This window comes from Streptomyces sp. NPDC053474 (assembly GCF_044544845.1).
Lineage (GTDB): Bacteria > Actinomycetota > Actinomycetes > Streptomycetales > Streptomycetaceae > Streptomyces.
Genome location: NZ_JBITXV010000003.1, coordinates 572,480 through 597,282, shown reverse-complemented (window position 1 = coordinate 597,282; position 24,803 = coordinate 572,480). Strand labels below are relative to the sequence as shown.

Sequence of the window (24,803 nt, the reverse complement as noted above, 5' to 3'; positions counted from 1 at the left end):
CTCCGGGGCGGGGGCTACTCCGTCACGAACCCCTGCTCCACCATCCAGTCCTTCGCCACCTCGTGCGGATCCTCGCCGTCCACGTCGACCTTCGAGTTCAGGTCCTGCGCCACCTTGTTGTCGAGCTTCTTCGTGATGGGCGCGAGGACCTCCGCGATCTCCGGGTACTTCCTGAGGGTCTTGCTGTTGATCTCGGGGGCCGCGTTGTAGTTGGGGAAGAAGTGGCGGTCGTCCGCCATCGGTGTGAGGTTCATGGCCTTGATGCGGCCGTCCGTCGTGAAGACCTCGCCGTACGTGCAGGTGCCCTTCCGCGCCTGGGTGTAGATGATCCCGGTGTCCATCTGCGTGATGTTCCCGGCCGGGAGCTTCATCCCGTACGCCTTCTGCATGCCGGGCATACCGTCCGCGCGGTTGGCGAACTCGCCCTCCACGCACACCGTGACGGCCTTGGGGTCCTTCTTCGCCAGGGCGGCGACGTCGGAGAGCGTCTTGGTGCCGTACTTCTTGGAGTTGGACTCGTTCATCGCCAGGGCGTAGGTGTTGTTGAGGGAGGCGGGCGGCAGCCAGGTCAGGCCGTTCTTCGCGTCGGCCTCGCGGACCACCTCCCACTGCTGGCGCGGGTCGGTGACGGGCTTGGCGTTGCCGAGGTAGGTGATCCACGCGGTGCCCGTGTACTCGTACATGGCGTCCGCGTCCCCGCCCTTGACCGCCTCCCGCGCGCCGATCGAGCCCTGGATCCCGGTGCGGTCCAGGACGTCCGCGCCCGCCGCCTGGAAGGCGATGCCCATGATCGCGCCGAGGATCAGCTGCTCGGTGAACTCCTTCGAGGTGACCGTGAGGTCGGCGCCCTTCAGGGGCTGCCCCCGGCCGACGGTGCCGGGCTTCACGTCGTCCACCATCGGCGAGCCGCTGGTCAGACCGCAGCCGCCCGCGGCCAGGAGGACCCCGGCCACCGCGCCCCACGCCTTCGTACGCGCTGTGAGCCTCATGAGCGCACCTCCAGACCGCGCGGGCTGAGGACCACTTCGGCGAGCGAGGCCAGCCAGTCCACCAGCAGGGCGAGGACCACCGTCAGGATCGAGCCGAGCATCAGGACCGGCATGCGCTGGTTGGTGATGCCCGTGGTGATCAGGACGCCGAGGCCCCCGCCGCCGCCGAAGGTCGCGAGCGTCGCCGTGCCCACGTTCAGGACGAGCGCGGTGCGCACGCCCGCGAGGATCAGCGGGACGGCCAGCGGGAGTTCGACCCGGGCGAGCACGCCGAGCGGGGACATGCCGATGCCCCGCGCGGCTTCGAGGAGGGTGGGGTCGTTCGCCTTGAGGCCCGCGATCGTGTTGGAGAGCACCGGCAGGACGGCGTAGATGATGATGCCCGTCAGGGCCGCCTTCTCGCCGATGCCCATCCAGATCACCAGGAGGGCGAGCAGGCCGATCGCGGGCGTCGCCTGGCCCATGTTCGCCAGGGCCATGGCCACCGGGGCGCCCTTGCGGAAGCGGCGCCGGGTCAGCAGGATCCCCAGCGGGATCGCGATGATCAGCACGAAGAAGGTGGAGATCGCCGTCAGCTCGACGTGCTGCCGCAGGGCCTTGCCCACCTGGCCGTTGGAGAGCGCGTTCTTGGAGATCTCGTCCAGGTCGGCCTGCTCGAACCAGATCCAGGTGGCGATCAGGACCGCCGCGAGCAGCGCGGGCAGGAACGTCAGCTTCTGCCAGGTCACCCGGCGCGGCTCGCGCGCCACCGGGGTCGCGGGCGCCTCCTGCCCGGCCTCCCCGTCGTCGCGGAAGGCCAGGCCCTTGACCTCGTGCTCGCCGCGCGGGCGCGCCGCCTGCCGGGCGGCGTGCCCCCGCTCGGGGACGCGCGGCTCGTTGCCGGGCACCGGGCTCACGCCTTCGCCTCCCCGCCGTCGCCTTCCTGCTCCTTCTGCGTCAACTGGGCGCGCTGCTCCTCCAGTTCGTGCTGGTGCTCCAGGGCGTCGAGCCGGTCGGCCTCCAGCATCTCGTGCACGCAGTTCATCAGCGTCTCCATGTCGACGACGCCCGTGTACTCGCCGCGCCGCCCGGTCACGGCGACCCGGCCCGCGTTGTCGGTGAGGACCGCCTCCAGGGCGTCGCGGAGCGTCGCGTCCCGCGTGACCGTGTCGTGCACGAGGGTGCCCGCGCGGGCGAGGGAGCCCTTGGCGCGCATCAGGTCGCCGCGCCTGAGCCACTTGTAGGGGCGGCCGCGCTTGTCGAGCAGGAGCAGTTCGTTGGTGCCGCTCGCGCGCAGCTTGTCGAAGATGGTCTGGAGCGGGTCGTCGACCGTCACCGTCGGCACGTCGGCCATCTCCACGTCCCGTACGCGCGTCAGGTTCAGCCGCTTCAGGGCCGCGCCCGCGCCGACGAAGCCCGACACGAAGTCGTCGGCCGGGTTGGTGAGGATCGCCTCGGGGGTGTCGAACTGCGCGATGTGCGAGCGCTCGCGGAGCACGGCGATGCGGTCGCCCAGCTTGATGGCCTCGTCGAAGTCGTGCGTGACGAAGACGATCGTCTTGTGCAGCTCGTGCTGGAGCCGGATCAGCTCGTCCTGGAGGTGGTCGCGGGTGATCGGGTCGACCGCGCCGAACGGCTCGTCCATGAGGAGCACCGGCGGATCGGCCGCGAGCGCCCGGGCCACGCCCACGCGCTGCTGCTGGCCGCCGGAGAGCTGGCGCGGATAGCGGCCGTGGAACTCGGCCGGGTCGAGCCCGACCAGGTCCAGCATCTCCTCCACCCGCTCCTTGATCCTGGCCTTGCCCCAGCCCACCATCTTCGGGACGAGCGCGATGTTCTGAGCGACCGTCATGTGCGGGAAGAGGCCGGAGGACTGGATGGCGTAGCCGACCTTGCGGCGCAGCTTCACCGGGTCGATGTCGGTGACGTCCTCGCCGTTGATGCGGATGCGGCCGCTGGTCGGCTCGATAAGGCGGTTGATCATCTTCAGCGTGGTCGACTTGCCGCAGCCCGAGGGGCCGACGAAGATCACGATCTCGCCCGCCTTGATCTCCATGTTCACGCTGTCCACGGCCGGTTCGGAGCTGCCGGGGTAGCGCTTGGTGAGGCTCTCCAGCTCGATCGTCGCCCCGGTGGTGGCCGTGGCCCCGGAGGCGGGCGAGGTGGCGGTGGAGCCCGCCTGGTCGGCGGTGGAGCCCGCCGCGCCGGGCGCGGGGGACGGGGCGGGCCTCTCCGGAGTCTCAGACACGGATCCCCCTCGGAATCGTCAGACGGCCGATCAGGACGTACGCGGCGTCGAAGAGCAGCGCCAGGACGATGATCCCGAGCGTGCCCGCGAGCACTTGGTTGAGCGCGTTCTTGCTGCCGAGCGAGGCGATGCCGCGGAAGATCTCGTTGCCGAGCCCCGGCCCGGAGGCGTAGGCGGCGATCGCGGCGATGCCCATCAGCATCTGCGTGGAGACCCGGATGCCGGTCAGGATCGGCGGCCACGCCAGCGGCAGCTCGATCCGCACGAGCCGGTGCAGCCGGGACATCCCGATGCCCTTCGCGGCGTCCACCAGGGTCGGGTCGACGCCGCGCAGGCCCACGATGGAGTTGCGCACGATCGGCAGGAGGCCGTACAGCGTCAGGGCCGTCACCGTCGGCGCGACGCCGAGGCCCACGACCGGGATCAGCAGACCGATCATGGCCAGCGACGGGATGGTCAGGATCGTGGAGGTCGCGGTCGTGGCGAGGTTGCCCGCCCACTCGCTGCGGTACGTGACCACACCGATCAGCACGCCGATGACCGTGGCCACCACCATGCACTGGAAGACCGCGCTGGCGTGCTGGTACGCGTCCATCAGCAACTGCTGGTGCCGGTTGCCGAGGTAGTCCCAGAAGTTCACCGTGCCGCTCACCTCGCGGGGTGCGCCAGACGGCGCGGGGAGTCTCCCCGCGCCCGCGTGCGTCGTACGGGTGGATCGCCCTACTCCCTACCCACCCGCACGCCGCTCGTGCCGTCAGCCGCCGGACGCCTGCTCCACCAGCGGGATGATCCGCAGCGGAACGGGGTTCTCCATGACGATCGCCGTGGAGGCCCGGACGATGCCATCAAAACCCACCACCCGGTCGATCACACGTTGGAGATCCGCGTTGGAGCGGGCCACCAGACGGCACAGCATGTCGCCGTGCCCGGTGATGGTGTGCAGTTCGAGGACCTCCGCCACGCCCGCCAAGTGCGCCCGCACGTCGGCGCCCTGGCCCTGTTTGATCTCCAGGGTCGCGAACGCCGTGACCGGGTAGCCGAGCGCCGCCGGGTCCACCTCGGGGCCGAAGCCGCGGATGACTCCGTTCGACTGAAGCCGGTCCATGCGGGCCTGCACCGTGCCGCGCGCGACGCCGAGCCTGCGGGACGCCTCCAGGACGCCGATCCGCGGCTCGCGCGCGAGCAGCACGATGAGCCTGCCGTCCAGATGATCGATCGCCATGCTGCCTCCGAAGTGGTCAGGATGTACAGAACGCCCGGCATTCCTCGGCGTTCGCTGTGCACATTGCCCAGTGAATACGCGAACTATTGCGCATCTTGCGGTTCGGCGGGAGCCTCGGAGTATGACTCAGACCACACACACCACGCCCGAAACCGCGCGCGAGGCCGACCCCTTCCCGGTCAAGGGAATGGACGCGGTCGTCTTCGCCGTGGGCAACGCCAAGCAGGCCGCGCACTACTACTCCACGGCGTTCGGCATGAAGCTCGTGGCCTACTCCGGACCGGAGAACGGCAGCCGCGAGACCGCCAGTTACGTCCTGGAGAACGGCGCCGCGCGGTTCGTCTTCACCTCCGTCATCAAGCCCTCCACCGAGCGGGGCGCCTTCCTCGCCGAGCACGTGGCCGCGCACGGCGACGGCGTCGTCGACCTCGCCATCGAGGTGCCGGACGCCCGCGCCGCGTACGCGTACGCCGTCGAGCACGGCGCGCGCGGCATCGACGAGCCGTACGAGGTCAAGGACGAGAACGGCACGGTGGTCCTCGCGGCCATCGCGACGTACGGCAAGACCCGCCACACCCTGGTCGAGCGCACCGGCTACGACGGCCCGTACCTGCCCGGCTTCGTGGCCGCGTCGCCGATCGTCGAGCCGCCCGCCAAGCGGACCTTCCAGGCCATCGACCACTGCGTGGGCAACGTCGAGCTCGGCAAGATGAACGAGTGGGTCGGCTTCTACAACAAGGTCATGGGCTTCACGAACATGAAGGAGTTCGTGGGCGACGACATCGCGACCGAGTACTCGGCGCTGATGTCGAAGGTGGTGGCCGACGGGACCCTGAAGGTGAAGTTCCCGATCAACGAGCCCGCCATCGCCAAGAAGAAGTCCCAGATCGACGAGTACCTGGAGTTCTACGGCGGCGCGGGCGTCCAGCACATCGCGCTCGCCACGAACGACATCGTCGCCACGGTGCGCACCATGCGCGCGGCGGGCGTGCAGTTCCTCGACACCCCCGACTCCTACTACGACACCCTCGGCGAGTGGGCCGGTGAGACCCGGGTGCCCGTGGAGACCCTGCGTGAGCTGAAGATCCTGGTCGACCGCGACGAGGACGGCTACCTGCTCCAGATCTTCACCAAGCCGGTCCAGGACCGGCCGACGGTCTTCTTCGAGATGATCGAGCGACACGGCTCGATGGGCTTCGGCAAGGGCAACTTCAAGGCGCTGTTCGAAGCGATCGAGCGCGAACAGGAAAAGCGCGGCAACCTCTGAGCCGGGTCTTTCCCACCCTCCCACCCGTAGCACCTGGGCTTCCGCCCGCCCGGCCCCGACGCGGGGCGCCGCCCGTGGCCCGTCGGCTGTCCGCCGCTAGCGCAGGGGGGACACCGCCCTGTCCTCTGTGGGCAATCGTCCCGCAGGGCAAGCGGGGTCTCCCCTGCTCGAGCGGAGCCGAGAGCTTGGGGAAGGGTGGGCACAGCCCAGGTGCCGCTCAGCGTTGGGCTCGGGCCGGGGTGGGGAGCTTCGGCACCGGGGCTCCCGGTGGGGCGTAGACCTGCGCCGGGCCGCCCTCGGGCGGGTCGCCCAGGGCCGCCAGGGCGCGGCGCGCCGCCGCGGAGCCCAGCGGGGAGAAGTACGGGTTCACCCGCAGGGCCTCCGTGAGGTGCCGCCGCGCGGCCCCGTACCGCCCGAGCCCCCGCTCGATCTCCCCCCGGTGATAGGCGAACACCGCACTGCGCGGCCCCTTCTTCATCGCCCGCTCCGCCAGCTTCAGCCCGGCCTCCGGATCCCCGGCCCGGTGCAGCGCCCACCCCAGCGCGTCCGCGTTCTCCGGGCTCCCGTGCCGCGCGAACTCCGCCCGCAGCCGCCGCACCGCGGCCTCCGGATCCCCGTGGTCCGCCTCGAAGAGCCCGAGCACCCGCTCGTCGTTCACGCCGCCGCGCCCGGCGTCCCGGACCCGCGCCCGCACCAGGTCGTACTGCGCCCGCGCGGCGGGCATCAGCTTCAAGGACTCGTACAACTCGCCCAGCTCCAGGGCGTACCGCGGCTCCGGCCACTTGGCGAGCGCGCCCCGATACGCCCGCAGCGCCTCCGAGGTGCGGCCGAGCGCGGCGAGGGCGCGCCCCTGCGCCGCGAGCACGGGAGGCTGCCCCGGGTCGGCCGCGAGCGCCGCCTCGGCGTAGCGCAGGGCCTGCGCGGGCTCACCGCGCTCCCAGGACAGCTCCCCGACCCGGTGGAGCGCCGCGGCCCGCTCGGCGGGGCCCTCGGCGAGCGCCGCCGCGTCGCTCAGCGCGGCCGCCGCGTCCTCGCGCCAGCCCCGGTCGCGGTAGACCGCCCCGGCCCGGGCCCTGACGGCCGCGCCGGACCTCAGCTTCTGGAGCGTCTCCAGGGAGCGGGCCACGCCCTTGGCGTCACCGAGGCCCCGGTAGGCGTCGATGAGCACCGGATACGTCGTCCACCGCTTCGGCGCGAGCCGCGCCGCCCGCTCGCCCCACGTCCGCGCGGCCCGGTAGTCGTGCCGGGCGGCGGCGAGGGCCGCGAGCCCGGCGACGGCGTCCACGTTCCCCTCGGGCCGCGCCTTCAGGGAGGCGCGCAGCGCGTGCTCGGCCTTCGGGTAGGCCGTGAAGTCCCCCGTCCGCGCGCCCTGTTCGACGTAGGCCGAGCCGAGGACCGCCCACGACTGGTCGTCTCCGGGGTGCGCCCGCAGATGGGCCTCGCGCTCGCCGATGAGCGCGGCCAGATCGGGCAGCGCGGCCGGGACCCCGGTGCCCGCGGCGGCCAGGGCCCGCCCGGCGGGCCCTGGCGCGGGCGGCGCGGCCCGCTCGCCCGAGCCGGGCACCAGCACCAGCACGAGCACGCCGCCGAGCACGGCGGCGCCCGCCACGGCCCCGACGAGGATCCGCCGCGGGCCGCGTCGGCGCGGCCGCCGCTCCCCGGCGAGCCCGTCGAGCAGCCGGGCCACGGACCCGGCGGGGCCGAGCGCCGGGGCCCGGCCCTCGGCGGGGCTCGCGGCCTGCTCCTCGCACGCGCCGGTCTTCTCGCTCTCCATGGCGCTCACTGTGCGTCAATACGAAGATCGCGTCGTGGCACGCGAAGAGCGTCGTACACGGGTTCACACCGATGGCCCCGAGTGCGAGGCTGTGATCATGAGCAGCGCCCTCATCGAGGCCCTCCGGGCGGGCCTCCCCGCCGACGCGGTCCTCACCGACCCGGACGTCACGTCCTCGTACGCGCACGACATGGCGAGCTTCTGCGCGGCGGGCAGCCCGGCCGCGGTCGTCCTGCCCCGCACCGTCGAGCAGGTGCAGCACGTCATGCGCACGGCCACCGAGCTGCGCGTGCCCGTCGTGCCGCAGGGCGCCCGCACGGGCCTGTCCGGCGGGGCCAACGCCAGCGACGGCTGCGTCGTGCTCTCGCTCGTCAAGATGGACCGCATCCTGGAGATCAACCCCGTGGACCGCGTGGCCGTCGTCGAGCCGGGCGTCGTCAACGCCGCCCTCTCGCGCGCGGTCGCCGCCCACGGCCTCACCTACCCGCCCGACCCCTCCAGCTGGGAGACGTGCACCATCGGCGGGAACATCGGCACCGGGTCGGGCGGCCTGTGCTGCGTGAAGTACGGCGTGACGGCCGAGTACGTCCTCGGCCTCGACGTCGTCCTCGCCGACGGGCGCCTGCTGCGCACCGGCCGCCGCACCGCCAAGGGCGTCGCCGGATACGACCTGACGCGCCTGTTCGTCGGCTCCGAAGGCAGCCTCGGCATCGTCGTCCGGGCGATCCTCGCGCTCAAGCCGCAGCCGCCCCGGCAGCTCGTCCTCGCGGCCGAGTTCGGCTCGGCGGCCGCGGCCTGCGACGCCGTGTGCCGGATCATGGAGGGCGGTCACGTGCCGTCGCTCCTCGAACTGATGGACCGCACCACGATCCGGGCCGTCAACTCCCTCGCCCGCATGGGCCTGCCGGAGACCACCGAGGCCCTGCTCCTGGCCGCCTTCGACACCCCGGACCCGGCCGCGGACCTCGCCGCCGTCGGCGCCCTGTGCGAGGCGGCGGGCGCCACCCAGGTCGTCCCGGCGGAGGACGCGGCCGAGTCCGAACTCCTGCTCCAGGCGCGCCGTCTGTCGCTCACCGCCCTCGAAGCGGTCAAGGGCACCACGATGATCGACGACGTGTGCGTGCCGCGCTCCCGGCTCGGCGACATGCTCGACGGCGTCAAGCGCGTCGCGGACAAGTACGCCCTGACCATCGGCGTGTGCGCGCACGCGGGCGACGGCAACACGCACCCCACCGTCTGCTTCGACGCCGCCGACCCCGACGAGTCCCGGCGCGCCCGCGAGTCCTTCGACGAGATCATGGCCCTCGGCCTCGAACTCGGCGGCACCATCACCGGTGAGCACGGCGTCGGCGTCCTCAAGAAGGAGTGGCTGGCGCGCGAGCTCGGACCCGTCGGCGTCGAGATGCAGCGCGCCGTCAAGGCCGCCTTCGACCCGCACCACCTCCTCAATCCGGGCAAGCTCTTCTGAGAGCCCTCGCTCTCACCCACCCCCGCGGTGGGCTCCCCCGTGACGCTCGCGCTCACTCACCGTCCTTGGACTCGTCAGAGGGCCACGGGTCCCGCAGCCACAGCTCGTCGGCGCGGCCGGGGGTGGGAGCGAGCAGCTCGGCGAGGCCGTCGTCGATGCCGAGCCGCTCGGCCTCAGAGCCCGGAGGGACCACCCGCAGGGTGCGCTCCAGCCAGGCCGACACGGCGGGCGCCGGGGCCTCCAGGAGCGCGTCCCCGTCGGGGGAGCTCAGCGCCATCAGGACCACGGACTTGCCGTCGACCTTCGTCGGCCACACCCGCACGTCGCCGTGGCCGCACGGCCGGAACACCCCCTCCACGAGCAGCTCCCGGGCGAACGTCCAGTTCACGGGGTTCTCGGAGCCGATGTGAAAGGCGATGTGGACGGCGTACGGATCGTCGGTGCGGTAGCTGAGCCGGGCCGGCACGGGGATCGAGCGCTCCGGCGAGAGGACCAGTTTCAGCTCCAGCTCGCGTTCCACCACTGTGTGCATATCGCTCGCGCTTCCTTTCTCTGTTCTCTGTTCCGCGCGGACCCGGAACAGGCCCGCAGAGAGTCAGAGCGCGAGGGGCGCCGAGCATTACGCGACTTCGGGAAAGTTTTTCGGCGAACTTTCGAAGGGGTTCGTACGGGCCCCGTACGAGCCCTTCGTACGAGGTCGGGGAGGAACCGTGCACGGAAGGGGGCGGTGCGGCGGGAGCCCCCCGGCGGGACGCGCCGGTCTGATAGATGTGGAGCCGCACACGACCCCCGAGCAGATACGGGACGACGGACATGAGCGCCCCAACCCCGGCCCCCGGCGACGACAGGCCCCGCGAGGGCTACTACCCCGATCCGTCCATCCCCGGCTACGTCCGGTACTGGAACGGCGCCGCCTGGGTGCCCGGTACGAGCCGCCCGGCGCCGTCCGACGGTGAGCCCCTGCCCGCCCCGCCGCGCTCGGCGGCCGCCGCGGCGCCCGCGCCCGCCCCGCAGGTCGAGGAGACGGGGCCCGTCTTCTTCGACGAGGATCCTGAGGGCGTCGCCCAGTCCGAGGAGCCGGGGCCCGACGCCGATCAGGAGCCCGCGTCGGCCTGGGGCGCGGACGCCGCCCGGCAGAGCGGGCTCGGCGGCGAGCAGGACCAGCGGGTGGTGTGGGGCGCGCCCGGACAGCGGGACCCCAGGCTGTCGGCCGAGCCCGCGGCCCGCCCCGACACGGCCGCGCCGGGCGCCGCCCAGGGCACCGCGAACCGCGTGCCCGCGCAAGGACGCCCCGAGGACTCCGCCCCGGCACCCGGCGTCAAGGCGGGCCCTCCGCAGCCCCCCTCCGGCGAGGGAACGGTCACCTTCCGCCGCCCCACCGGACCGGTGAAGCCCGGTGGCCCCGCCATGCCCGGCCCGTCCGGCAGCCCCGAGGGCACGATGGCGATCAGGGCGCTGCGCCCCAAGCCCGCACCGGGGTCCGCGGCGCCCGCCGCACCGTCCGCGCCCACGGTGCCTGCCGTGCCTTCCGCGCCTACCGCGTCCTCCGCGTCCTCCGCGCCTTCCGTGCCGCAGCAGACCGGTGCCCCCGGGAGCGGGGGAGTGGTCACCCCCGGCCCCGGCGGAGGTGCCGCCTCCTGGGCGCAGCAGGTGCACCAGCTCGCCCAGCCGCCCGCGGCCCCGCAGGGCGACGGGCCCGTCGTGCCGTGGAAGCCGGTGGCCACGGACCCCTTCGCGGCGGCGGCCCAGGCCCAGGCCGAGGCGCGGCCCGCCGCGCTCGGCAAGCGGCTCGTGGCGCGGCTCATCGACACCGTCGTCCTCGCCGCGGTCACCGCGGGGGCCGCGCTGCCCCTCGGCGCGCGGGCCGCGGACCACATCGACAGCAAGATCGACGCGGCGAAGCTGTCCGGCGAGAAGGTCACGGTCTGGCTGCTCGACGGCACCACCGCGGGCTACCTCGGCATCGTCCTCGCCGTGCTGCTGCTCTTCGGCGTCCTGTACGAGGCGCTGCCGACGGCCAAGTGGGGGCGCACGCTCGGCAAGAAGCTGTGCGGGATCCAGGTGCGGGGCATCGAGGGGCACGGGGCGCCGTCCTTCGGGGCGGCCCTGCGGCGCTGGCTCGTGTACGCCGTGCCCGGGATCCTGGTGGTGGGGGTGCTCGGCGTGCTGTGGTGCCTGTTCGACCGGCCGTGGCGCCAGTGCTGGCACGACAAGGCCGCGAAGACGTTCGTCGCCTCCTGACCGGGGAGCGCGCCCTGCAAGGGGCGCGGGGCTGTGCCGATATGCGGCTCCGCCGCGCGGGCGCGCCCAGCCACGACGGACCCGCGGACGCGATAGACGTGGAGGTAACCCGGACAGCCGCCCATCACATGCAGGGCCTTCCACTTCGAGGTGCACTCACCCCATGAGCACCGAACCGCCGCCCTACCCCACAGGACCGGACCCCGACGACAACGATCCGTTCAGGAAGCAGCCACCCCCGCCGGGCCCCGGCGGCGGATCGCCCTACGACACCCCGCCCCCAGGCGGCGGCCCGGGCGGCGGCGGCCCAGGCGGCGGTGCCCCGCCCCCGCCCCCGCCCTACGGCGGTGACCCCTACGGCGCCCCCGACCCCCTCGCGGGCATGCCCCCCTTGGCCGACAGCGGCAAGCGCGTCCTCGCCCGCATCGTCGACATGATCGTCGTCGGCATCGTCGTCTGGGCGCTCACGTGGCTGTTCGGCACGCACGAGTACGACCTGGACCCCGACAAGGTGGACGCGGGCAAGTCGTTCGGCCAGTCGCTCCTGGCCGCTGTGCTGTACATCGCCTACGACAGTTACTTCATCTCCAAGTCCGGCCAGACGCTGGGCAAGAAGTGGCTGAATCTGCGGGTGGCGAACCTCAACGACGGGGCCACGCCCACCCTCCAGTCGGCGCTCGCCCGCGCCGCGGTCCTGTGGATCCCCTTCGCGTTCTGCTGCGCGTGCATCTGGACGGCGATCTGCGGCGGCTGGAGCTTCTTCGACAAGCCGTACAAACAGGGCCTGCACGACAAGGCGGCCAAGACCGTGGTGGTCAGCACGGGCTGAGCCGCGCGCGGCGGACGGCGGCCGCGGGGCAGGTGGAAGCGGCGCCCGTGCGATGCGGGGCGCTCGTCAACCGGCGGGTTCGTGGAGGTGGTTCACGATCCCGCCGGTTCTGTATGCGTATGTCCGTACGGAACCGTCAAGGACCGGCGGGTTCCCGTACGGAGGCGGAGGCGGCGGCCGCGCTGGCCCGCGAGGGCTCCCGCGTCGGCACGGGCGCGATGACCGTGCGCTGGGCGGGGACCTGGTGCTCCGCGGGGGCGGCGGTGGTCTTGCCGCGCCCCTGCTTGGGCAGCGGAACCGTTAAGGCGACGAGCAGTCCGAGCCCGAGCGCCGCCAGGGTTATGACGGCGATTCCCGGTGGTGACGTCGCCTGGGACAGGAGCAGCATGGCGAGGGTGGAACAGATGACGGTCGCGGAACCATACGAGAGCTGTGCGACGGTCGGACGAGGCATGGGGCGAGGCATGGCGTGATCCGTCCTCGGGACAGCGGATGCGGGGGTGATCCTGGGGCTATGGGGGTTGTGGGTGGGGCATAGCGGAACGTATACGAATCGAAGGGGGCTTTTTGGCGTCGGCTTGGATGCCTTGCCGAGCACCCGCGCCTGCCGTTGATTTGGCGCCGTTCTCCAGGGTCTGGCTCTATTTGCCTCCATGCCCGACGCGACCACGCGGTAAGCGTGACCTTACCCACGGCGCCGGAGCACGGGGGGCGCATAGATTCATGCGTTCCATCAACTGGACGGTCGCACGCGCCGGTTGACGATGCAATATGCCGCTCGGTCGTGCCGCCGCCACACACCGCGTGCGTCCGGATAGTGGACAGGCGCGTCTGCATAGAGCATTTGGCCTGTTCAAGTCAAGGTCTGTCTTTTCTCTTCACCCTCCGGTCGAATGTCGTCACTTATGACGCGCTTACCGCGCGCGGACCTCCTTGACCGGGACACCTCCGGTTCCGCGGCGGGAGCGGGGGAGGAAACCATCAAGTGAGAGTCAAGAGACGGACGTTCCGCGCCGCGGCCGCCACGGTCGCGGTGGCCGCGGCCACCGCGACGTTCTCGGCGTACGGGGTGGCGGTCGCCGACGACGGCGCGAAGGCGCCCTCGGCCAAGGACGGACAGGCCGTTGACCGCCGCGATCCGGCGGACGCCAAGACGGGTGTCGACCACGACCTGGACGGGCCCTTCAGCAAGCAGCAGGCCCAGCAGCGCAAGGCCGCCCTGGAGCAGGTCGTGGCGGGCGAGGCCGAGGTCAAGAAGCGCGGCGGCTCCAACGTCGTCAAGCTCGACGACAAGAAGTACGTCGAGCTGGGGCGCGAGAAGACCGACAAGATCTTCACGATCCTGGTGGAGTTCGGGGACAAGGTGGACGACACCACCATGTACGACCCCGACGGCCCCGACGGGCCCGAGCAGCCGGTCAAGAAGTACGGCGGCACGCCCGGCCCGCAGCACAACAAGATAGCCAAGCCGGACCGTGCGAAGGACAACAGCACGGCCTGGCAAGCCGATTACAACCGCAAGCACTTCCAGGACCTGTACTTCGGCAAGGGCAAGGACAGCAAGGGCAAGGCCAAGCACTCGCTGAAGACGTACTACGAGAAGACCTCCTCCGGGCGCTACTCGGTCGACGGCACGGTCTCCGACTGGGTCAAGGTCGACTACAACGAGGCCCGTTACGGCTCGAACTACTGCGGCGACAACAACTGCGCCAACGTCTGGGACGCGGTGCGCGACGGCGTCACGGCCTGGGAGAAGGACCAGAAGGCCAAGGGCCGTACGGACGCGCAGATCAAGGCGGACCTCGCGAAGTATGACAAGTGGGACCGCTACGACTTCGACAACGACGGCAACTTCAACGAGCCCGACGGCTACATCGACCACTTCCAGATCGTCCACGCCGGTGAGGACGAGTCCGCGGGCGGCGGCGCCGAGGGCCCCAACGCCCTGTGGGCGCACCGCTGGTACGCCTACGGCGACGACGCGGGCAAGACGGGCCCCGGCAACAACAAGGCGGGCGGCACCCAGATCGGCAAGTCCGGCATCTGGGTCGGCGACTACACGATGCAGCCGGAGAACGGCGGCCTCGGCGTCTTCGCCCACGAGTACGGCCACGACCTCGGCCTGCCGGACCTCTACGACACGACGGGCCCCGGCGCGGCCGGTGAGAACTCCGTCGGTTTCTGGTCGCTGATGTCGGCGGGCTCCTGGCTCGGCACCGCCAAGAACGCCATCGGCGACCTGCCCGGCGACATGACCTCCTGGGACAAGTTCCAGCTGGGCTGGCTCAACTACGCCAAGGCGAAGGCCGCGACGAAGTCCACGCACAAGCTGGGCGTGTCCGAGTACAACACCCGCAACAAGCAGGCGCTGTTCGTCACGCTGCCCAAGAAGTCGGTCACCACGACGGTCGTGAAGCCCACCGAGGGCGCAGGCCAGTGGTGGAGCGGCCAGGACGACGACCTCAGGAACACCCTGACCCGGTCCGTCGACCTCACCGGCAAGTCGAAGGCCGAACTGTCCCTCGACGGCTGGTGGGACATCGAGCGGAACTACGACTACCTCTACACCGAGGTCTCGACGGACGGCGGCGCCAGCTTCACGCCCGTCGACGGCACCGCCGACGGCAAGCAGATCACCCGTGACGGCGGCGACAAGCCCGCGCTCACCGGCTCGTCGACGAAGTACCAGAAGCTCGTCTACCCGCTCGACGCCTACGCGGGCAAGAAGATCGACATCCGTTTCCGCTACGCCACGGACGGCGGCAACGCGCTCAAGGGCTTCACCGCCGACCAGATCACGCTGACCGCGGACGGCGCCAAGCTGTTCACCGACGGCGCGGAGAACGGCGACAACGGCTGGAAGGTGAAGGGCTTCTCGCGCATCGGCGAGTCCTTCACGAAGAAGTACGAGCAGTACTACTTCGCCGAGAACCGCCAGTACGTGTCGTACGACAAGACCCTCAAGGCGGGTCCGTACAACTTCGGCTTCTCCACGACGCGTCCGGACTGGGTGGAGCACTACCCGTACCAGACCGGCCTGCTGGTCTGGCAGTGGGACACCTCCCAGAAGGACAACAACGTCAGCAAGCACCACGGCAAGGGTCTGATCCTGCCGGTGGACGCGCACGCCAAGCCGCTGAAGTGGACGGACGGCACGCTCCTCCGGAACAAGATCCAGCCGTACGACGCGCCGTTCTCGAAGTACCGCACCGACGCCTTCACGCTCCACAACGCGGACGTCGCGCTCAAGCTGAAGTCGCGCGCCGGGGTCTCGGCCTTCGACGACCACAAGGGCACCTACTGGTACCCGGAGAACCCCACGGGCAGCGTCAAGGTCACTGACACCAACACCAAGATCAAGATCGTGAAGCAGCCGAAGGACGGCTCCTCGATCACGGTCCAGGTGGGCCCCTCCGTCCGATAATTTTGCGTTACCCCAGGTCAGAGGCGTATTTCTGACCGAATGGCCGTCGCCCCCTAGCGGGCGGCGGCCGTTCGTGTTTAGGTGCGTCCTGTGGATTCCTTATTGACGCGACGTCTCACGGGGGTGTGACACGGCATGGCCGCAGGAGGCTTCTGCAAGCTGCCGAACGGCAGTGTGGTGGTGGCACTGACCCTGCCGAGCCCCGGCGCTCCGGCGGGCGGCGCCGCGCGGGTACGGGTGCTCGTGCACGCCGTGAACCGGGCGCGGGCCCTGACCCGGCTGCGGAACCTCGGCCTGCGGGCGGTGTACCTCCGCGGCAACGCGGAGCCGCCCACCCCCGACGAGGTCACGGCGGTCCTCCACCACCCCGACGGCCTCATATGGCGCACGGCCCCCATGCAGGGCACCCAGGAACTGTGGCACCCGATCAGGGCCCTGCTGCGGCGGGCAGCGGCGTAGCCCTGCCGGGCACCTCGCCCTCATCGGCCTTCGGCCTCGTCCTCAAACTCCCCCAAGCTCTTAAGGAGCAGGGGGTACCCCCTCGACGGGCTGGATCTGTCGCCGGTCGCGGCAGAGATCTCAGCCTCTCCGGCGTTTGAGGAGCGGGGGTCTGGGGGCGGAGCCCCCAGGAATCGGGAAGGGGGCTACACCACCGGCTTGCCCGTCAGCTCGACGCCCGCCGCGCGCAGCTCCTCCAGGGCCCGCTCCGTCGTGGCCTCGGCGACGCCCGCCGTGAGGTCGAGCAGGACATGGGTGCGGAAGCCCTCGCGGGCCGCGTCGAGCGCCGTGGCCCGCACGCAGTGGTCCGTCGCGATCCCCACCACATCCACCTCCCGCACCTGCCGCTCCCGCAGCCACCGCGCCAGCGGCACCCCGTTCTCGTCGACCCCCTCGAAGCCGGAGTACGCCGCCGAGTGCTCCCCCTTGGAGAAGACGGCGTCGACGGCCCCGGAGGCCACGGCGGGCGCGAAGTTCGGGTGGAAGCCGACGCCCTCGGTCCCGGCCACGCAGTGCGGCGGCCAGGAGTCGACGTAGTCGGGCGTGGCGGAGAAGTGGTCGCCGGGCGCGATGTGGTGGTCACGGGTGGCCACGACGTGGCGGTAGCAGGCGGACGTCTGGCCGATGAGGTCGGTGATGGCGGCGGCCACGTCCGCCCCGCCCGCCACCGCCAGGCTGCCCCCCTCGCAGAAGTCGTTCTGCACGTCTACGACAATCAGGGCGCGGCGCATGGCGGGTGTCCTTCGTTAGCTGGATGAATCGAGCGTAGAGACTTCACGTCCGTTGCGGGAGGGGGCGGCGGTCACACGAACTCCGTGGGGATGACGGCCTCGCCCCGCGAGAGCTGGGTCGCCGAGAGCGGCAGCGCGGCCCGGGCGGCCGCGTGCCGGTCACGGACGGTGTCCAGGGGCTCGCGGGCGAGCACCGCCCCGCCCTTGATCAGCTCGACGTGGAGCTGGTGGTCGGCCAGGTCCGCCGGGACCGGGCCGGTGCCGACGACCTCGGCCTCGGCGACCCCCTGGGCGTCGGGGCGGCGCGCGGCCCACTTGCGGCCGCCCAGGGACGACTTGGCGCCGAGCGACTTCTTCGCGACGGGTTCGAGGGGCGCCTCGGGGTCGGCGGAGCGGGCGCGGGCGACCAGCTTGTAGACCATGGAGCAGGTGGGGTGCCCGGAGCCGGTGACCAGCTGGGTGCCCACGCCGTAGGCGTCCACGGGCGCGGCCGCCAGCGAGGCGATGGCGTACTCGTCCAGGTCGGAGGTGACGACGATCTTGGTCTGCGTCGCGCCGAGCTCGTCCAGCTGCTGCCGCACCCGGTGCGCGACCAGGAGGAGGTCGCCGGAGTCGATGCGGACGGCGCCGAGCTCCGGGCCCGCGATCTCGACGGCCATCCGGACGGCCTCGCCGACGTCGTAGGTGTCGACGAGCAGGGTCGTGCCGCGGCCGAGGGAGTCCACCTGGGCGCGGAAGGCGTCGCGCTCGCTGTCGTGGACGAGGGTGAAGGCGTGCGCGGAGGTGCCGACGGTCGGGATGCCGTAGCGGAAGCCCGCGGCGAGGTCGGAGGTGGTGGTGAAGCCGCCGACGTAGGCCGCCCGGGACGCGGCGACGGCCGCCAGCTCGTGGGTGCGGCGCGCGCCCATCTCGATCAGCGGCCGCCCGCCCGCGGCGGAGGCCATCCTGGAGGCGGCCGCGGCGATGGCCGAGTCGTGGTTGAGGATCGACAGGATCACGGTCTCCAGGAGCACGCACTCCGCGAAGCTGCCCTCGACCCGCAGGATCGGCGAGCCGGGGAAGTACACCTCGCCCTCCGGGTAGCCCCACACGTCCCCGCTGAAGCGGTACGAGGCGAGCCACTGAAGGGTCGGCTCGTCCACGACGCCGCGCTCGCGCAGGAAGGAGAGGACGTCCGCGTCGAAGCGGAAGTTCTCCACGGCGTCCAGGACCCGGCCGGTCCCGGCGACCACTCCATAGCGACGGCCCTCGGGCAGGCGGCGCGTGAACACCTCGAAGACCGAGCGGCGGTGCGCGGCGCCGGACTTGAGGGTGCCCTGCAACATCGTCAACTCATAGTGATCCGTGAAGAGCGCGGTCGACGGCACGTCGACCGGCAGCCCCAGGTCATGCTCCCCAGAGTTCATACGACGGATGCTACCCCTCATCTCGTCACTCTGACGATTTCAGGGGTCCGTTTGTGCGGTCGCCCCGTGCGGGTGGCAGCATGGGACAGGTGAGTAGCGCGGCTCCTGCAGAGATCACCCGCCCGGACGCGGACGAAGAGACCTCCGTGGTCCCCGAACCCGACGTTCCCTGGATCACCCTGGTGCACAACGACCCGGTGAATCTCATGAGCTATGTGACGTACGTCTTCCAGACGTACTTCGGGTACTCCAAGGACAAGGCGACCAAGCTCATGCTCGACGTCCACCACAAGGGCCGCGCCGTCGTCTCCTCGGGCAGCCGCGAGGAGATGGAGCGCGACGTGCAGGCGATGCACGGGTACGGGCTGTGGGCCACCCTCCAGCAGGACCGGAAGTAGCGACGCGACCGATGCCAGGACACTTCGAACCGATCCCGGGGGGCGGCGCGGCCGTCGCGCTCGACGAGGTCGAGATCTCCATCATCCGCTCCCTCGCCGTCCAGCTCCTGGAGCTGATCGGCCCCGGCGACGAGCCCGCGGGCGCCGACGACGACCTCTTCGCCGAGCTCTTCGCGCCGGGCCCGAGCGAGCCGCCAGCCGACCCGGTGCTCAAGCGGCTGCTCCCGGACGCGTACGGCGGCCCCGGCACCGAGGACGCCTCCGAGGCGCAGGCCGCCGAACTGCGGTCGTACTCCGCGGAGTTCCGCCGCTTCACCGAGAACGACCTGCGGGCGCGCAAGCGGGACGACGCCCTCGCGGTGGTCCGCTGCCTGGACGCGCTGACCGTCGCGGGCGAGGGCGGCGCGGTCCTGAAGCTGTCCGCCGACGACTCGCGCCGCTGGCTCGGCGCGCTCAACGACCTGCGGCTCGCGATCGGCACCCGCCTGGAGGTCACCGACGAGGAGGACACCGACATCCTCTACCGCCTGCCGGACTCCGATCCGCGCAAGCCGATGGTGATGGCGTACCTGTGGCTGGGGGGACTCCAGGAGACCCTCGTCGACACGCTGACCGGATGAGGCGGGACTCGGCCGGGGGGCGCGGGGCCCGGACGGGGCGGCGCGGGGCCCGGCCGGGCGTGAAGTTCTTCCGATGGCCGGTGTGAAGGTTTTCTGTCGGACGAGGTGACGGTTTCCCGCCGTCCGCGTGACGTCTCCTTGAAGATCGCGGCCGTTCGCTCAACGGACGCTCAAATCCGGATAACGATCAGGTCACCGCACCGTCCGCATATGCGACCTAGTGGGAGTTTTGTCCGCTTCTTCCTGTGGTGTGCGCCATAAAGGACTCATTCGATCACTGTGACGGTCGTGATAAATGTTCACGACCGCTCGGTGACGCCACCCATGTCGCCGACGGCACGCCAGGGGCCGACTGACCGTCGGCGGCACTCCATCACCATTCGGGGGATCACGACCTGGTCCGCGGCGAAACCGCAGTTCGCGGCGCGGATCAGCATGGAGAAAGGCGTCACCATGACCTCAGTGCGGGTCGAAGAGCATCACGACGGCAATGGGGCCGCGGCGGGCGCGGACGCGTCCGGCGAGAACGAGGGTTATCAGCGCGGGCTCGGTGCCCGGCAGATCCAGATGATCGCGATCGGCGGTGCCATCGGCACCGGCCTGTTCCTCGGTGCGGGCAAGGCCATTCACAAGGCCGGGCCGAGCCTCATCCTCGCTTACGCCATCGCGGGCCTCGTCATCTTCTTCATCATGCGCGCGCTCGGCGAGCTCCTGATGTACCGGCCCGTGTCGGGCTCGTTCTCCGAGTACGCCCGCGAGTTCGTCGGCCCGTTCTTCGGCTTCGTGACCGGTTGGACGTACTGGCTCTTCTGGGTCGTCACCGGCATCACCGAAGTCACGGCGGCCGCCCAGTACATGCAGTACTGGACGCACAACTCCATTCCGCAATGGGCGTACGCGCTGATCTTCACGGTCATCCTGTACGGCGCCAACCTGATCTCCGTGAAGCTCTTCGGCGAGCTGGAGTTCTGGTTCTCCATGGTCAAGGTCACCGCCATCATCGGCATGATCCTGATCTGTGCCGGAATCCTCACCATCGGCTTCTCCGACGCCGGTGACAGCGCGTCCGTCACGCACCTGTGGGACAACGGCGGCTTCTTCCCCAACGGCATCGGCAACACGCTGATGACCCTCCAGATCGTGATGTTCGCCTTCCTGGCCGTGGAGCTCGTCGGCGTCACCGCGGGTGAGTCCAAGGACCCGAAGAAGACCCTGCCCAAGGCGATCAACACCGTGCCGTGGCGCATCGCCGTCTTCTACGTCGGCGCCCTGATCATGATCCTCTCGGTCGTCCCGTGGACGTCCTTCCAGCCCGGTGTCTCCCCGTTCGTCGCGGCCTTCGAGAAGATGGGCCTCGGCATCGGCGCCGCGATCGTGAACTTCGTGGTCCTGACGGCCGCGCTCTCCTCCTGCAACTCGGGCATGTACTCCACCGGCCGCATGCTGCGCGACCTCGCGCTCAACGGCCAGGGCCCGAAGTTCTTCACCAAGCTCACCAAGAACGGCCTGCCGCTCGTCGGCACCACCGCGTCCGCCGCGCTGATGCTCGTCGGCGTGTGGATCAATTACCAGTGGCCGGGCGAGGCGTTCAACTACGTCGTCTCCTTCGCCACCATCTCCGGCATGTGGGCCTGGATCATGATCCTGGTCTCCCAGATCAACTACCGCCGCAAGGCCGACCGCGGCATCCTGCCGCAGTCCACCTTCCGCGCCCCGGGCGCCCCGTACACGAGCTGGTTCGCGCTCGCCTTCATCGGCATGGTCATCGTGATGATGGGCATCGACAAGGACGCCCGGATCTCGCTGTACTGCGCCCCGATCTGGGCCGCCATCCTGTGCGTGTCCTACCTGGTCCTCAAGAGCCGCAACCCGGAGGCGGCGGCCTTCAAGAAGCGCCAGCACGCTGCCGCTGTGCCTGGGGCCAAGGGCTGACCTCTGCGTTTCCCGGATCTGCGGGCCGTTTGTGGCTGGTCGCGCAGTTCCCCGCGCCCCTTCGGGGGCGCTGTCGAACCGCGGCGCACGTCCACGATATGGTCCGTCGCGTATCACATGTTGGTACGCGGCGGCCCTTTCGTACGTCCGTGCTGCATATCCTGGCCCACATGCTGACCATCACCCAGGCCCTGCGGGACGAGATCGTCGCGCACGCGCGCAAGGACCACCCCGACGAGGCCTGCGGCGTCGTCGCGGGCCCGGCGGGCACGGACCGCCCCGAGCGGTTCATCCCGATGCTGAACGCGGCCCGCTCGCCCACGTTCTACGAGTTCGACTCGGCGGACCTGCTCAAGCTGTACCGCGAGCTCGACGACCGCGACGAGGAGCCCGTGGTCATCTACCACTCGCACACCGCCACGGAGGCCTACCCCTCCCGCACGGACATCTCGTACGCGAACGAGCCCGGCGCCCACTACGTCCTGGTGTCCACCGCCGACGCCGACGACGCGGGCCCCTTCCAGTTCCGCTCGTTCCGCATCGTGGACGGAGAGGTCACCGAGGAGGACGTGCAGGTCGTACAGGCATACTGAAGCCGACCTTCGAGGCGGCAGGAGCCAGGAAGCCGGTGTGAGTCCGGCGCGGTCCCGCCACTGTGACCGGCACGCGCGCGTGCCGGGAGTCAGGAACTGACCTGCCGCCTCCTCCCACTTGACGCAGGGGACGCGGAAATCCCCTGGAGGAGGACCGCACAGTCATGCGCATCCGCGTGCTGCTCGTCGCCGCGGCGACCCTGCTCCCGCTCACGGCCTGCTCGGCGTCGTCCGACGACGCCGACGCCTCGGCCGCAAGGCCCCGGGCGGACGGATTCCCGTACACCGTCACCAACTGCGGGGTGAAGACGACGTACAAGGCGCCCCCCGAGCGCGCCGTGCCCATGAACCAGCACGCCACGGAGATCCTCCTGGAGCTGGGGCTCAAGGACAGCATCGCCGGGACCGCCTACCTCGACGACAAGGTGCTCCCCCGGTACCAGAAGGCGTACGCGTCCCGCCCGGTGCTCGCCAAGGAGTACCCCTCGTACGAGAAGCTCCTCGCCGCGAACCCCGACTTCGTCTACGGCGGCTACTCCACCGCCTTCGCCGCCGGTGAGGGCCGCTCCCGCGAGGCCCTCGCCAAGTCCGGGATCAACAGCCGTCTGAACATCGAGGGCTGCGCCAAGAAGCCGGTCACGATGGACGACCTCTACCGCGAGGTCCGCGAGACCGGCGCCACCTTCGGCGTCCGCGACCGCGCCGAGAAGTGGGTGCGCTCCGCCGAGGCCGAGCTGGCCCGCGCCGCGAAGAAGAACCGGGGCGGCAAGGCCCCGTCGGTCTTCGTCTACGACAGCGGCGACAAGACCGCCTTCACGGCGGGCGGCAAGGGCATCGGCAACGACATCATCAAGCGCGCCGGCGGCCGCAACGTGATGGCCGACCTCGACAAGTCCTTCGGCGACGCCTCCTGGGAGACGGTGGTCGACCGCAGCCCCGACGTCGTCCTCATCTACGACTACGGCGCGACGACCGTGGCCCAGAAGAAGAAGCGCCTCCTCGACGACCCGGCCCTCAAGGACGTCCCCGCCATCAAGAACAAGCGCTTCGCGGTCCTGCCCCTGTCGGACGTGGTCCTCGGCGTACGAGCCCCAAAGGCGGTGGAGAAGCTGGCGGAGCAGCTGCGGTGACCCAGACCGAGAAGTCCGCCCCGGGCACCCTCCAGCCCGTCCGGCGTTTGAGGACGAGCCGCGGAGCGGCGATAAGGGGGTCCGGGGGCGGAGCCCCCGGCTTCGGGAAGGGGCGGGCTTGGGGAGCCCCCGGCAGGACCCGCTACGCCGTCCTCATGGCCACGCTCACACTCGCCCTAGCGGCCGCAGGCATCGCCGCGCTGACGTACGGCTCCGTCAAGATCCCGCCCGCCGAGGTCCTCGACATCCTCACGGGCAGGGCCGAAGGCCCGTCCCCGTACCGGACCATCGTCCTCGACGTCCGCCTCCCCAGGGTCCTGCTCGGCGCAGCCGTCGGCGCGGGGCTCGCCGTCATCGGCACCACCCTCCAGGCCCTGGTCCGCAACCCCCTCGCCGACCCCTTCCTGCTCGGCGTCTCCTCCGGCGCCTCCGCGGGCGCGGTCGGCGTGATCGTGCTCGGCTGGGGCGCGGGCCTGGCCACCACGGTGACCATCCCGGCGGCGTCCTTCGCGGGCGCGTTCCTCGCGCTGCTCGTGGTGTACGTACTGGCCAGGGAGCCCGGCGGCGGCTTCACCACCGGCCGCCTGGTCCTCGCGGGCGTGGCCGTCTCCTACGTCCTGTCCGCCCTGACCAGCCTGATCCTGGTGGTCTCGGCCCGCGCCGACCACCTCCAGGAGGTCCTGTACTGGACGCTCGGCGGCCTCGGCAGCGCCCGCTGGGACATGCTCGCCGTGCCCCTGACCGTGCTCGCGCTCGGCACGGCCGTGCTCCTCGCGATCGCCCGGCCGCTCGACCTGCTGCTTGTGGGGGAGGAGGGCGCCACCGTCCTCGGCCTGGACACGGCCCGGTTCCGCGCGGGCGTCTTCGTGCTCGCCTCGCTGGTCACCGGCGTCCTCGTCGCGCACAGCGGGGCCATCGGCTTCGTCGGCCTGATGGTGCCGCACGCGGCCCGCATGCTGGTCGGCGCCGGACACCGGGCGCTGCTCCCGGTGGCGGCGCTGATGGGCGCGGTGTTCCTGGTCGTCGCCGACCTCGCGGCGCGCACGCTGGCGGCGCCGCAGGACATCCCCGTGGGCGTGCTCACCGCGCTCACCGGCGGCCCGTTCTTCCTGTGGCAGCTGCGCCGGGGCCGGACGCACGAAGGGGTGACGGCATGACCGAAGGACGACGACCGCCCGCCGGAGCCGCGGGCCCGCTCCCCGGCGCCGGGTGCCTGCGCGCCGAGGACCTCACGTACGACACCCCGTCCGGCCGCCGCCTCGTCGACGGCGTCTCGCTCACCGTCTCCGCGGGTGAGACGGTCGGCATCGTCGGCCCCAACGGCAGCGGCAAGACGACGCTGCTGCGCTGCGTCTACGGCGCGCTCGCGGCCACCGCGGGGCGGGTCCTGCTCGACGGCGCCGACCTCGCCGCGGCCGGGGTCAAGGCGCGGGCCCGCCGCGTCGCCACCGTGCCGCAGGACGGCCACGCGGGCTTCGAGCTCACCGTCCGCCAGGTGGTGGCCATGGGCCGCTCCCCGCACAAGCGCTTCTGGGAGGCCGACACCACCACCGACCGGGCCATGGTGACCGACGCCCTGGAGCGCGTCGGCGCGGCGGACCTCGCCGACCGCCCCTTCGGCCAGCTCTCCGGCGGCGAGCGGCAACGGGCCCTGCTCGCCCGCGCGTTGGTGCAGGAGCCCGCCGTCCTCGTGCTCGACGAGCCCACCAACCACCTGGACATCCGCTACCAGCTGGAGATCCTCGGCCTGGTCAAGGAGCTCGGCACGGCGAACCTGCTCGCCCTGCACGACCTGACCCTGGCCGCGTACTACTGCGACCGCCTGTACGTGCTCGACGGCGGCCGCGTCGTCGCGTCCGGGCCCCCGGGCACGGTCCTGACCGGCGAACTCCTCGCGGAGGTGTACGGCGTCACGGCCGAAGTGGCCGTCCACCCGGCCACCGGAGCCCCCACCGTCACGTATCTGCCGGGCCGCTCGCGGCGCGTCCCCGCGCCCTGAGCGGCCCGCCCGCGTCCGGGTGCCGAGCCGGATCCGTCCGGTATCCGAGATCACA

24 protein-coding genes and 1 riboswitch are annotated in these 24,803 nt (G+C 71.3%); of the genes, 13 read left to right on the top strand and 11 right to left on the bottom strand.

What is annotated here, in order from left to right:
- Nucleotides 1-14 precede the first annotated feature (14 nt).
- From ACIG3E_RS09450 to ACIG3E_RS09430, 5 genes are all read right to left on the bottom strand, one after another.
- On the bottom strand, nt 15-989 hold the full coding sequence (locus ACIG3E_RS09450) for a glycine betaine ABC transporter substrate-binding protein (protein ID WP_399613298.1): 975 nt from the start codon (nt 987-989) through the stop codon (nt 15-17).
- Nucleotides 986-1,876: an ABC transporter permease gene (locus ACIG3E_RS09445; protein WP_399613535.1), complete on the bottom strand. Its 891-nt coding sequence runs from the start codon at nt 1,874-1,876 to the stop codon at nt 986-988. The genes ACIG3E_RS09450 and ACIG3E_RS09445 overlap by 4 nt, the downstream gene beginning before the upstream one ends.
- 5 nt (nt 1,877-1,881) lie before the next feature.
- Complete coding sequence (locus ACIG3E_RS09440) at nt 1,882-3,090, bottom strand: betaine/proline/choline family ABC transporter ATP-binding protein (protein ID WP_399613532.1); 1,209 nt, start codon at nt 3,088-3,090, stop codon at nt 1,882-1,884.
- A 118-nt stretch (nt 3,091-3,208) separates the two neighbouring features.
- Complete coding sequence (locus ACIG3E_RS09435; RefSeq protein WP_030680772.1) at nt 3,209-3,856, bottom strand: ABC transporter permease; 648 nt, start codon at nt 3,854-3,856, stop codon at nt 3,209-3,211.
- Nucleotides 3,857-3,970: 114 nt separating this feature from the next.
- Nucleotides 3,971-4,438 carry an Lrp/AsnC family transcriptional regulator gene (locus ACIG3E_RS09430; RefSeq protein ID WP_138959968.1) on the bottom strand — a complete coding sequence of 156 codons (468 nt, stop codon included), beginning with the start codon at nt 4,436-4,438 and terminating at the stop codon, nt 3,971-3,973.
- Between the two features lie 121 nt (nt 4,439-4,559).
- Here ACIG3E_RS09430 and hppD point away from each other — a divergent pair, with 121 nt between their 5' ends.
- The gene (gene hppD / locus ACIG3E_RS09425; protein ID WP_399613293.1) at nt 4,560-5,705 is read left to right on the top strand and encodes a 4-hydroxyphenylpyruvate dioxygenase; all 1,146 of its coding nucleotides are present in this window, start codon (nt 4,560-4,562) and stop codon (nt 5,703-5,705) included.
- Between the two features lie 217 nt (nt 5,706-5,922).
- Here the strand turns inward: hppD and ACIG3E_RS09420 are convergent, their stop codons facing one another.
- Entirely contained in the window at nt 5,923-7,479 is a 1,557-nt protein-coding gene (locus tag ACIG3E_RS09420) for a tetratricopeptide repeat protein (RefSeq protein ID WP_399613290.1), read from the bottom strand.
- A 97-nt stretch (nt 7,480-7,576) separates the two neighbouring features.
- On the opposite strand from ACIG3E_RS09420, the gene ACIG3E_RS09415 reads away from it, so the two are divergent.
- Nucleotides 7,577-8,947, top strand: coding sequence for an FAD-binding oxidoreductase (locus ACIG3E_RS09415; RefSeq protein ID WP_399613288.1), 1,371 nt, complete (start codon nt 7,577-7,579; stop codon nt 8,945-8,947).
- 52 nt (nt 8,948-8,999) lie between these two features.
- Here ACIG3E_RS09415 and ACIG3E_RS09410 read toward each other — a convergent pair whose 3' ends face one another.
- Nucleotides 9,000-9,479, bottom strand: a complete 480-nt coding sequence (locus ACIG3E_RS09410; RefSeq protein WP_399613286.1) for an SsgA family sporulation/cell division regulator — start codon at nt 9,477-9,479, stop codon at nt 9,000-9,002.
- 281 nt (nt 9,480-9,760) lie between these two features.
- Here ACIG3E_RS09410 and ACIG3E_RS09405 point away from each other — a divergent pair, with 281 nt between their 5' ends.
- Nucleotides 9,761-11,188, top strand: a complete 1,428-nt coding sequence (locus tag ACIG3E_RS09405) for an RDD family protein (RefSeq protein WP_399613284.1) — start codon at nt 9,761-9,763, stop codon at nt 11,186-11,188.
- A 163-nt stretch (nt 11,189-11,351) separates the two neighbouring features.
- Nucleotides 11,352-12,017 (top strand): RDD family protein, encoded by a 666-nt coding sequence (locus tag ACIG3E_RS09400; protein WP_399613282.1) that lies wholly within the window; start codon nt 11,352-11,354, stop codon nt 12,015-12,017.
- 136 nt (nt 12,018-12,153) lie between these two features.
- Here the strand turns inward: ACIG3E_RS09400 and ACIG3E_RS09395 are convergent, their stop codons facing one another.
- A complete protein-coding gene (locus ACIG3E_RS09395; protein ID WP_399613280.1) occupies nt 12,154-12,471 on the bottom strand; it encodes a hypothetical protein in 318 nt (105 codons plus the stop codon).
- A 531-nt stretch (nt 12,472-13,002) separates the two neighbouring features.
- Between ACIG3E_RS09395 and ACIG3E_RS09390 the strand changes: the two genes are divergently transcribed.
- Together ACIG3E_RS09390 and ACIG3E_RS09385 are read left to right on the top strand one after the other, a co-directional pair.
- Nucleotides 13,003-15,441: an immune inhibitor A domain-containing protein gene (locus ACIG3E_RS09390; RefSeq protein WP_399613278.1), complete on the top strand. Its 2,439-nt coding sequence runs from the start codon at nt 13,003-13,005 to the stop codon at nt 15,439-15,441.
- A 135-nt stretch (nt 15,442-15,576) separates the two neighbouring features.
- The gene (locus tag ACIG3E_RS09385) at nt 15,577-15,900 is read left to right on the top strand and encodes a hypothetical protein (protein ID WP_399613275.1); all 324 of its coding nucleotides are present in this window, start codon (nt 15,577-15,579) and stop codon (nt 15,898-15,900) included.
- A 185-nt stretch (nt 15,901-16,085) separates the two neighbouring features.
- On the opposite strand, the gene ACIG3E_RS09380 is transcribed toward ACIG3E_RS09385, so the two are convergent.
- Together ACIG3E_RS09380 and ACIG3E_RS09375 are read right to left on the bottom strand one after the other, a co-directional pair.
- Nucleotides 16,086-16,670 (bottom strand): isochorismatase family protein, encoded by a 585-nt coding sequence (locus ACIG3E_RS09380; RefSeq protein WP_399613273.1) that lies wholly within the window; start codon nt 16,668-16,670, stop codon nt 16,086-16,088.
- A gap of 71 nt (nt 16,671-16,741) precedes the next feature.
- Nucleotides 16,742-18,076 carry a nicotinate phosphoribosyltransferase gene (locus tag ACIG3E_RS09375; RefSeq protein WP_399613270.1) on the bottom strand — a complete coding sequence of 445 codons (1,335 nt, stop codon included), beginning with the start codon at nt 18,074-18,076 and terminating at the stop codon, nt 16,742-16,744.
- Between the two features lie 80 nt (nt 18,077-18,156).
- Here ACIG3E_RS09375 and clpS point away from each other — a divergent pair, with 80 nt between their 5' ends.
- On the top strand, nt 18,157-18,474 hold the full coding sequence (clpS, locus tag ACIG3E_RS09370; protein WP_399613267.1) for an ATP-dependent Clp protease adapter ClpS: 318 nt from the start codon (nt 18,157-18,159) through the stop codon (nt 18,472-18,474).
- An 11-nt stretch (nt 18,475-18,485) separates the two neighbouring features.
- Entirely contained in the window at nt 18,486-19,094 is a 609-nt protein-coding gene (locus ACIG3E_RS09365; protein ID WP_399613264.1) for a DUF2017 domain-containing protein, read from the top strand.
- A gap of 299 nt (nt 19,095-19,393) precedes the next feature.
- Here the strand turns inward: ACIG3E_RS09365 and ACIG3E_RS09360 are convergent, their stop codons facing one another.
- Nucleotides 19,394-19,549, bottom strand: coding sequence for a hypothetical protein (locus ACIG3E_RS09360; protein ID WP_161624867.1), 156 nt, complete (start codon nt 19,547-19,549; stop codon nt 19,394-19,396).
- Here ACIG3E_RS09360 and ACIG3E_RS09355 point away from each other — a divergent pair.
- The 5 genes from ACIG3E_RS09355 to ACIG3E_RS09335 all read left to right on the top strand — a co-directional run bounded on the left by ACIG3E_RS09355 (nt 19,548) and on the right by ACIG3E_RS09335 (nt 24,748).
- Nucleotides 19,548-21,026, top strand: a complete 1,479-nt coding sequence (locus tag ACIG3E_RS09355) for an amino acid permease (RefSeq protein ID WP_399613261.1) — start codon at nt 19,548-19,550, stop codon at nt 21,024-21,026. The two genes, ACIG3E_RS09360 and ACIG3E_RS09355, sit on opposite strands and share 2 nt — an antisense overlap.
- 170 nt (nt 21,027-21,196) lie before the next feature.
- Nucleotides 21,197-21,619, top strand: a complete 423-nt coding sequence (locus ACIG3E_RS09350; protein ID WP_399613259.1) for a Mov34/MPN/PAD-1 family protein — start codon at nt 21,197-21,199, stop codon at nt 21,617-21,619.
- A riboswitch (cobalamin riboswitch) is annotated at nt 21,606-21,739 on the top strand. It overlaps the preceding gene by 14 nt.
- A 44-nt stretch (nt 21,740-21,783) precedes the next feature.
- Nucleotides 21,784-22,749, top strand: a complete 966-nt coding sequence (locus tag ACIG3E_RS09345) for an ABC transporter substrate-binding protein (RefSeq protein ID WP_399613256.1) — start codon at nt 21,784-21,786, stop codon at nt 22,747-22,749.
- Nucleotides 22,750-22,904: 155 nt separating this feature from the next.
- Nucleotides 22,905-23,906, top strand: a complete 1,002-nt coding sequence (locus ACIG3E_RS09340) for a FecCD family ABC transporter permease (protein WP_399613254.1) — start codon at nt 22,905-22,907, stop codon at nt 23,904-23,906.
- Entirely contained in the window at nt 23,903-24,748 is an 846-nt protein-coding gene (locus tag ACIG3E_RS09335) for an ABC transporter ATP-binding protein (RefSeq protein ID WP_399613252.1), read from the top strand. Before ACIG3E_RS09340 ends, ACIG3E_RS09335 begins: the two co-directional genes overlap by 4 nt.
- Nucleotides 24,749-24,803 lie beyond the last annotated feature (55 nt).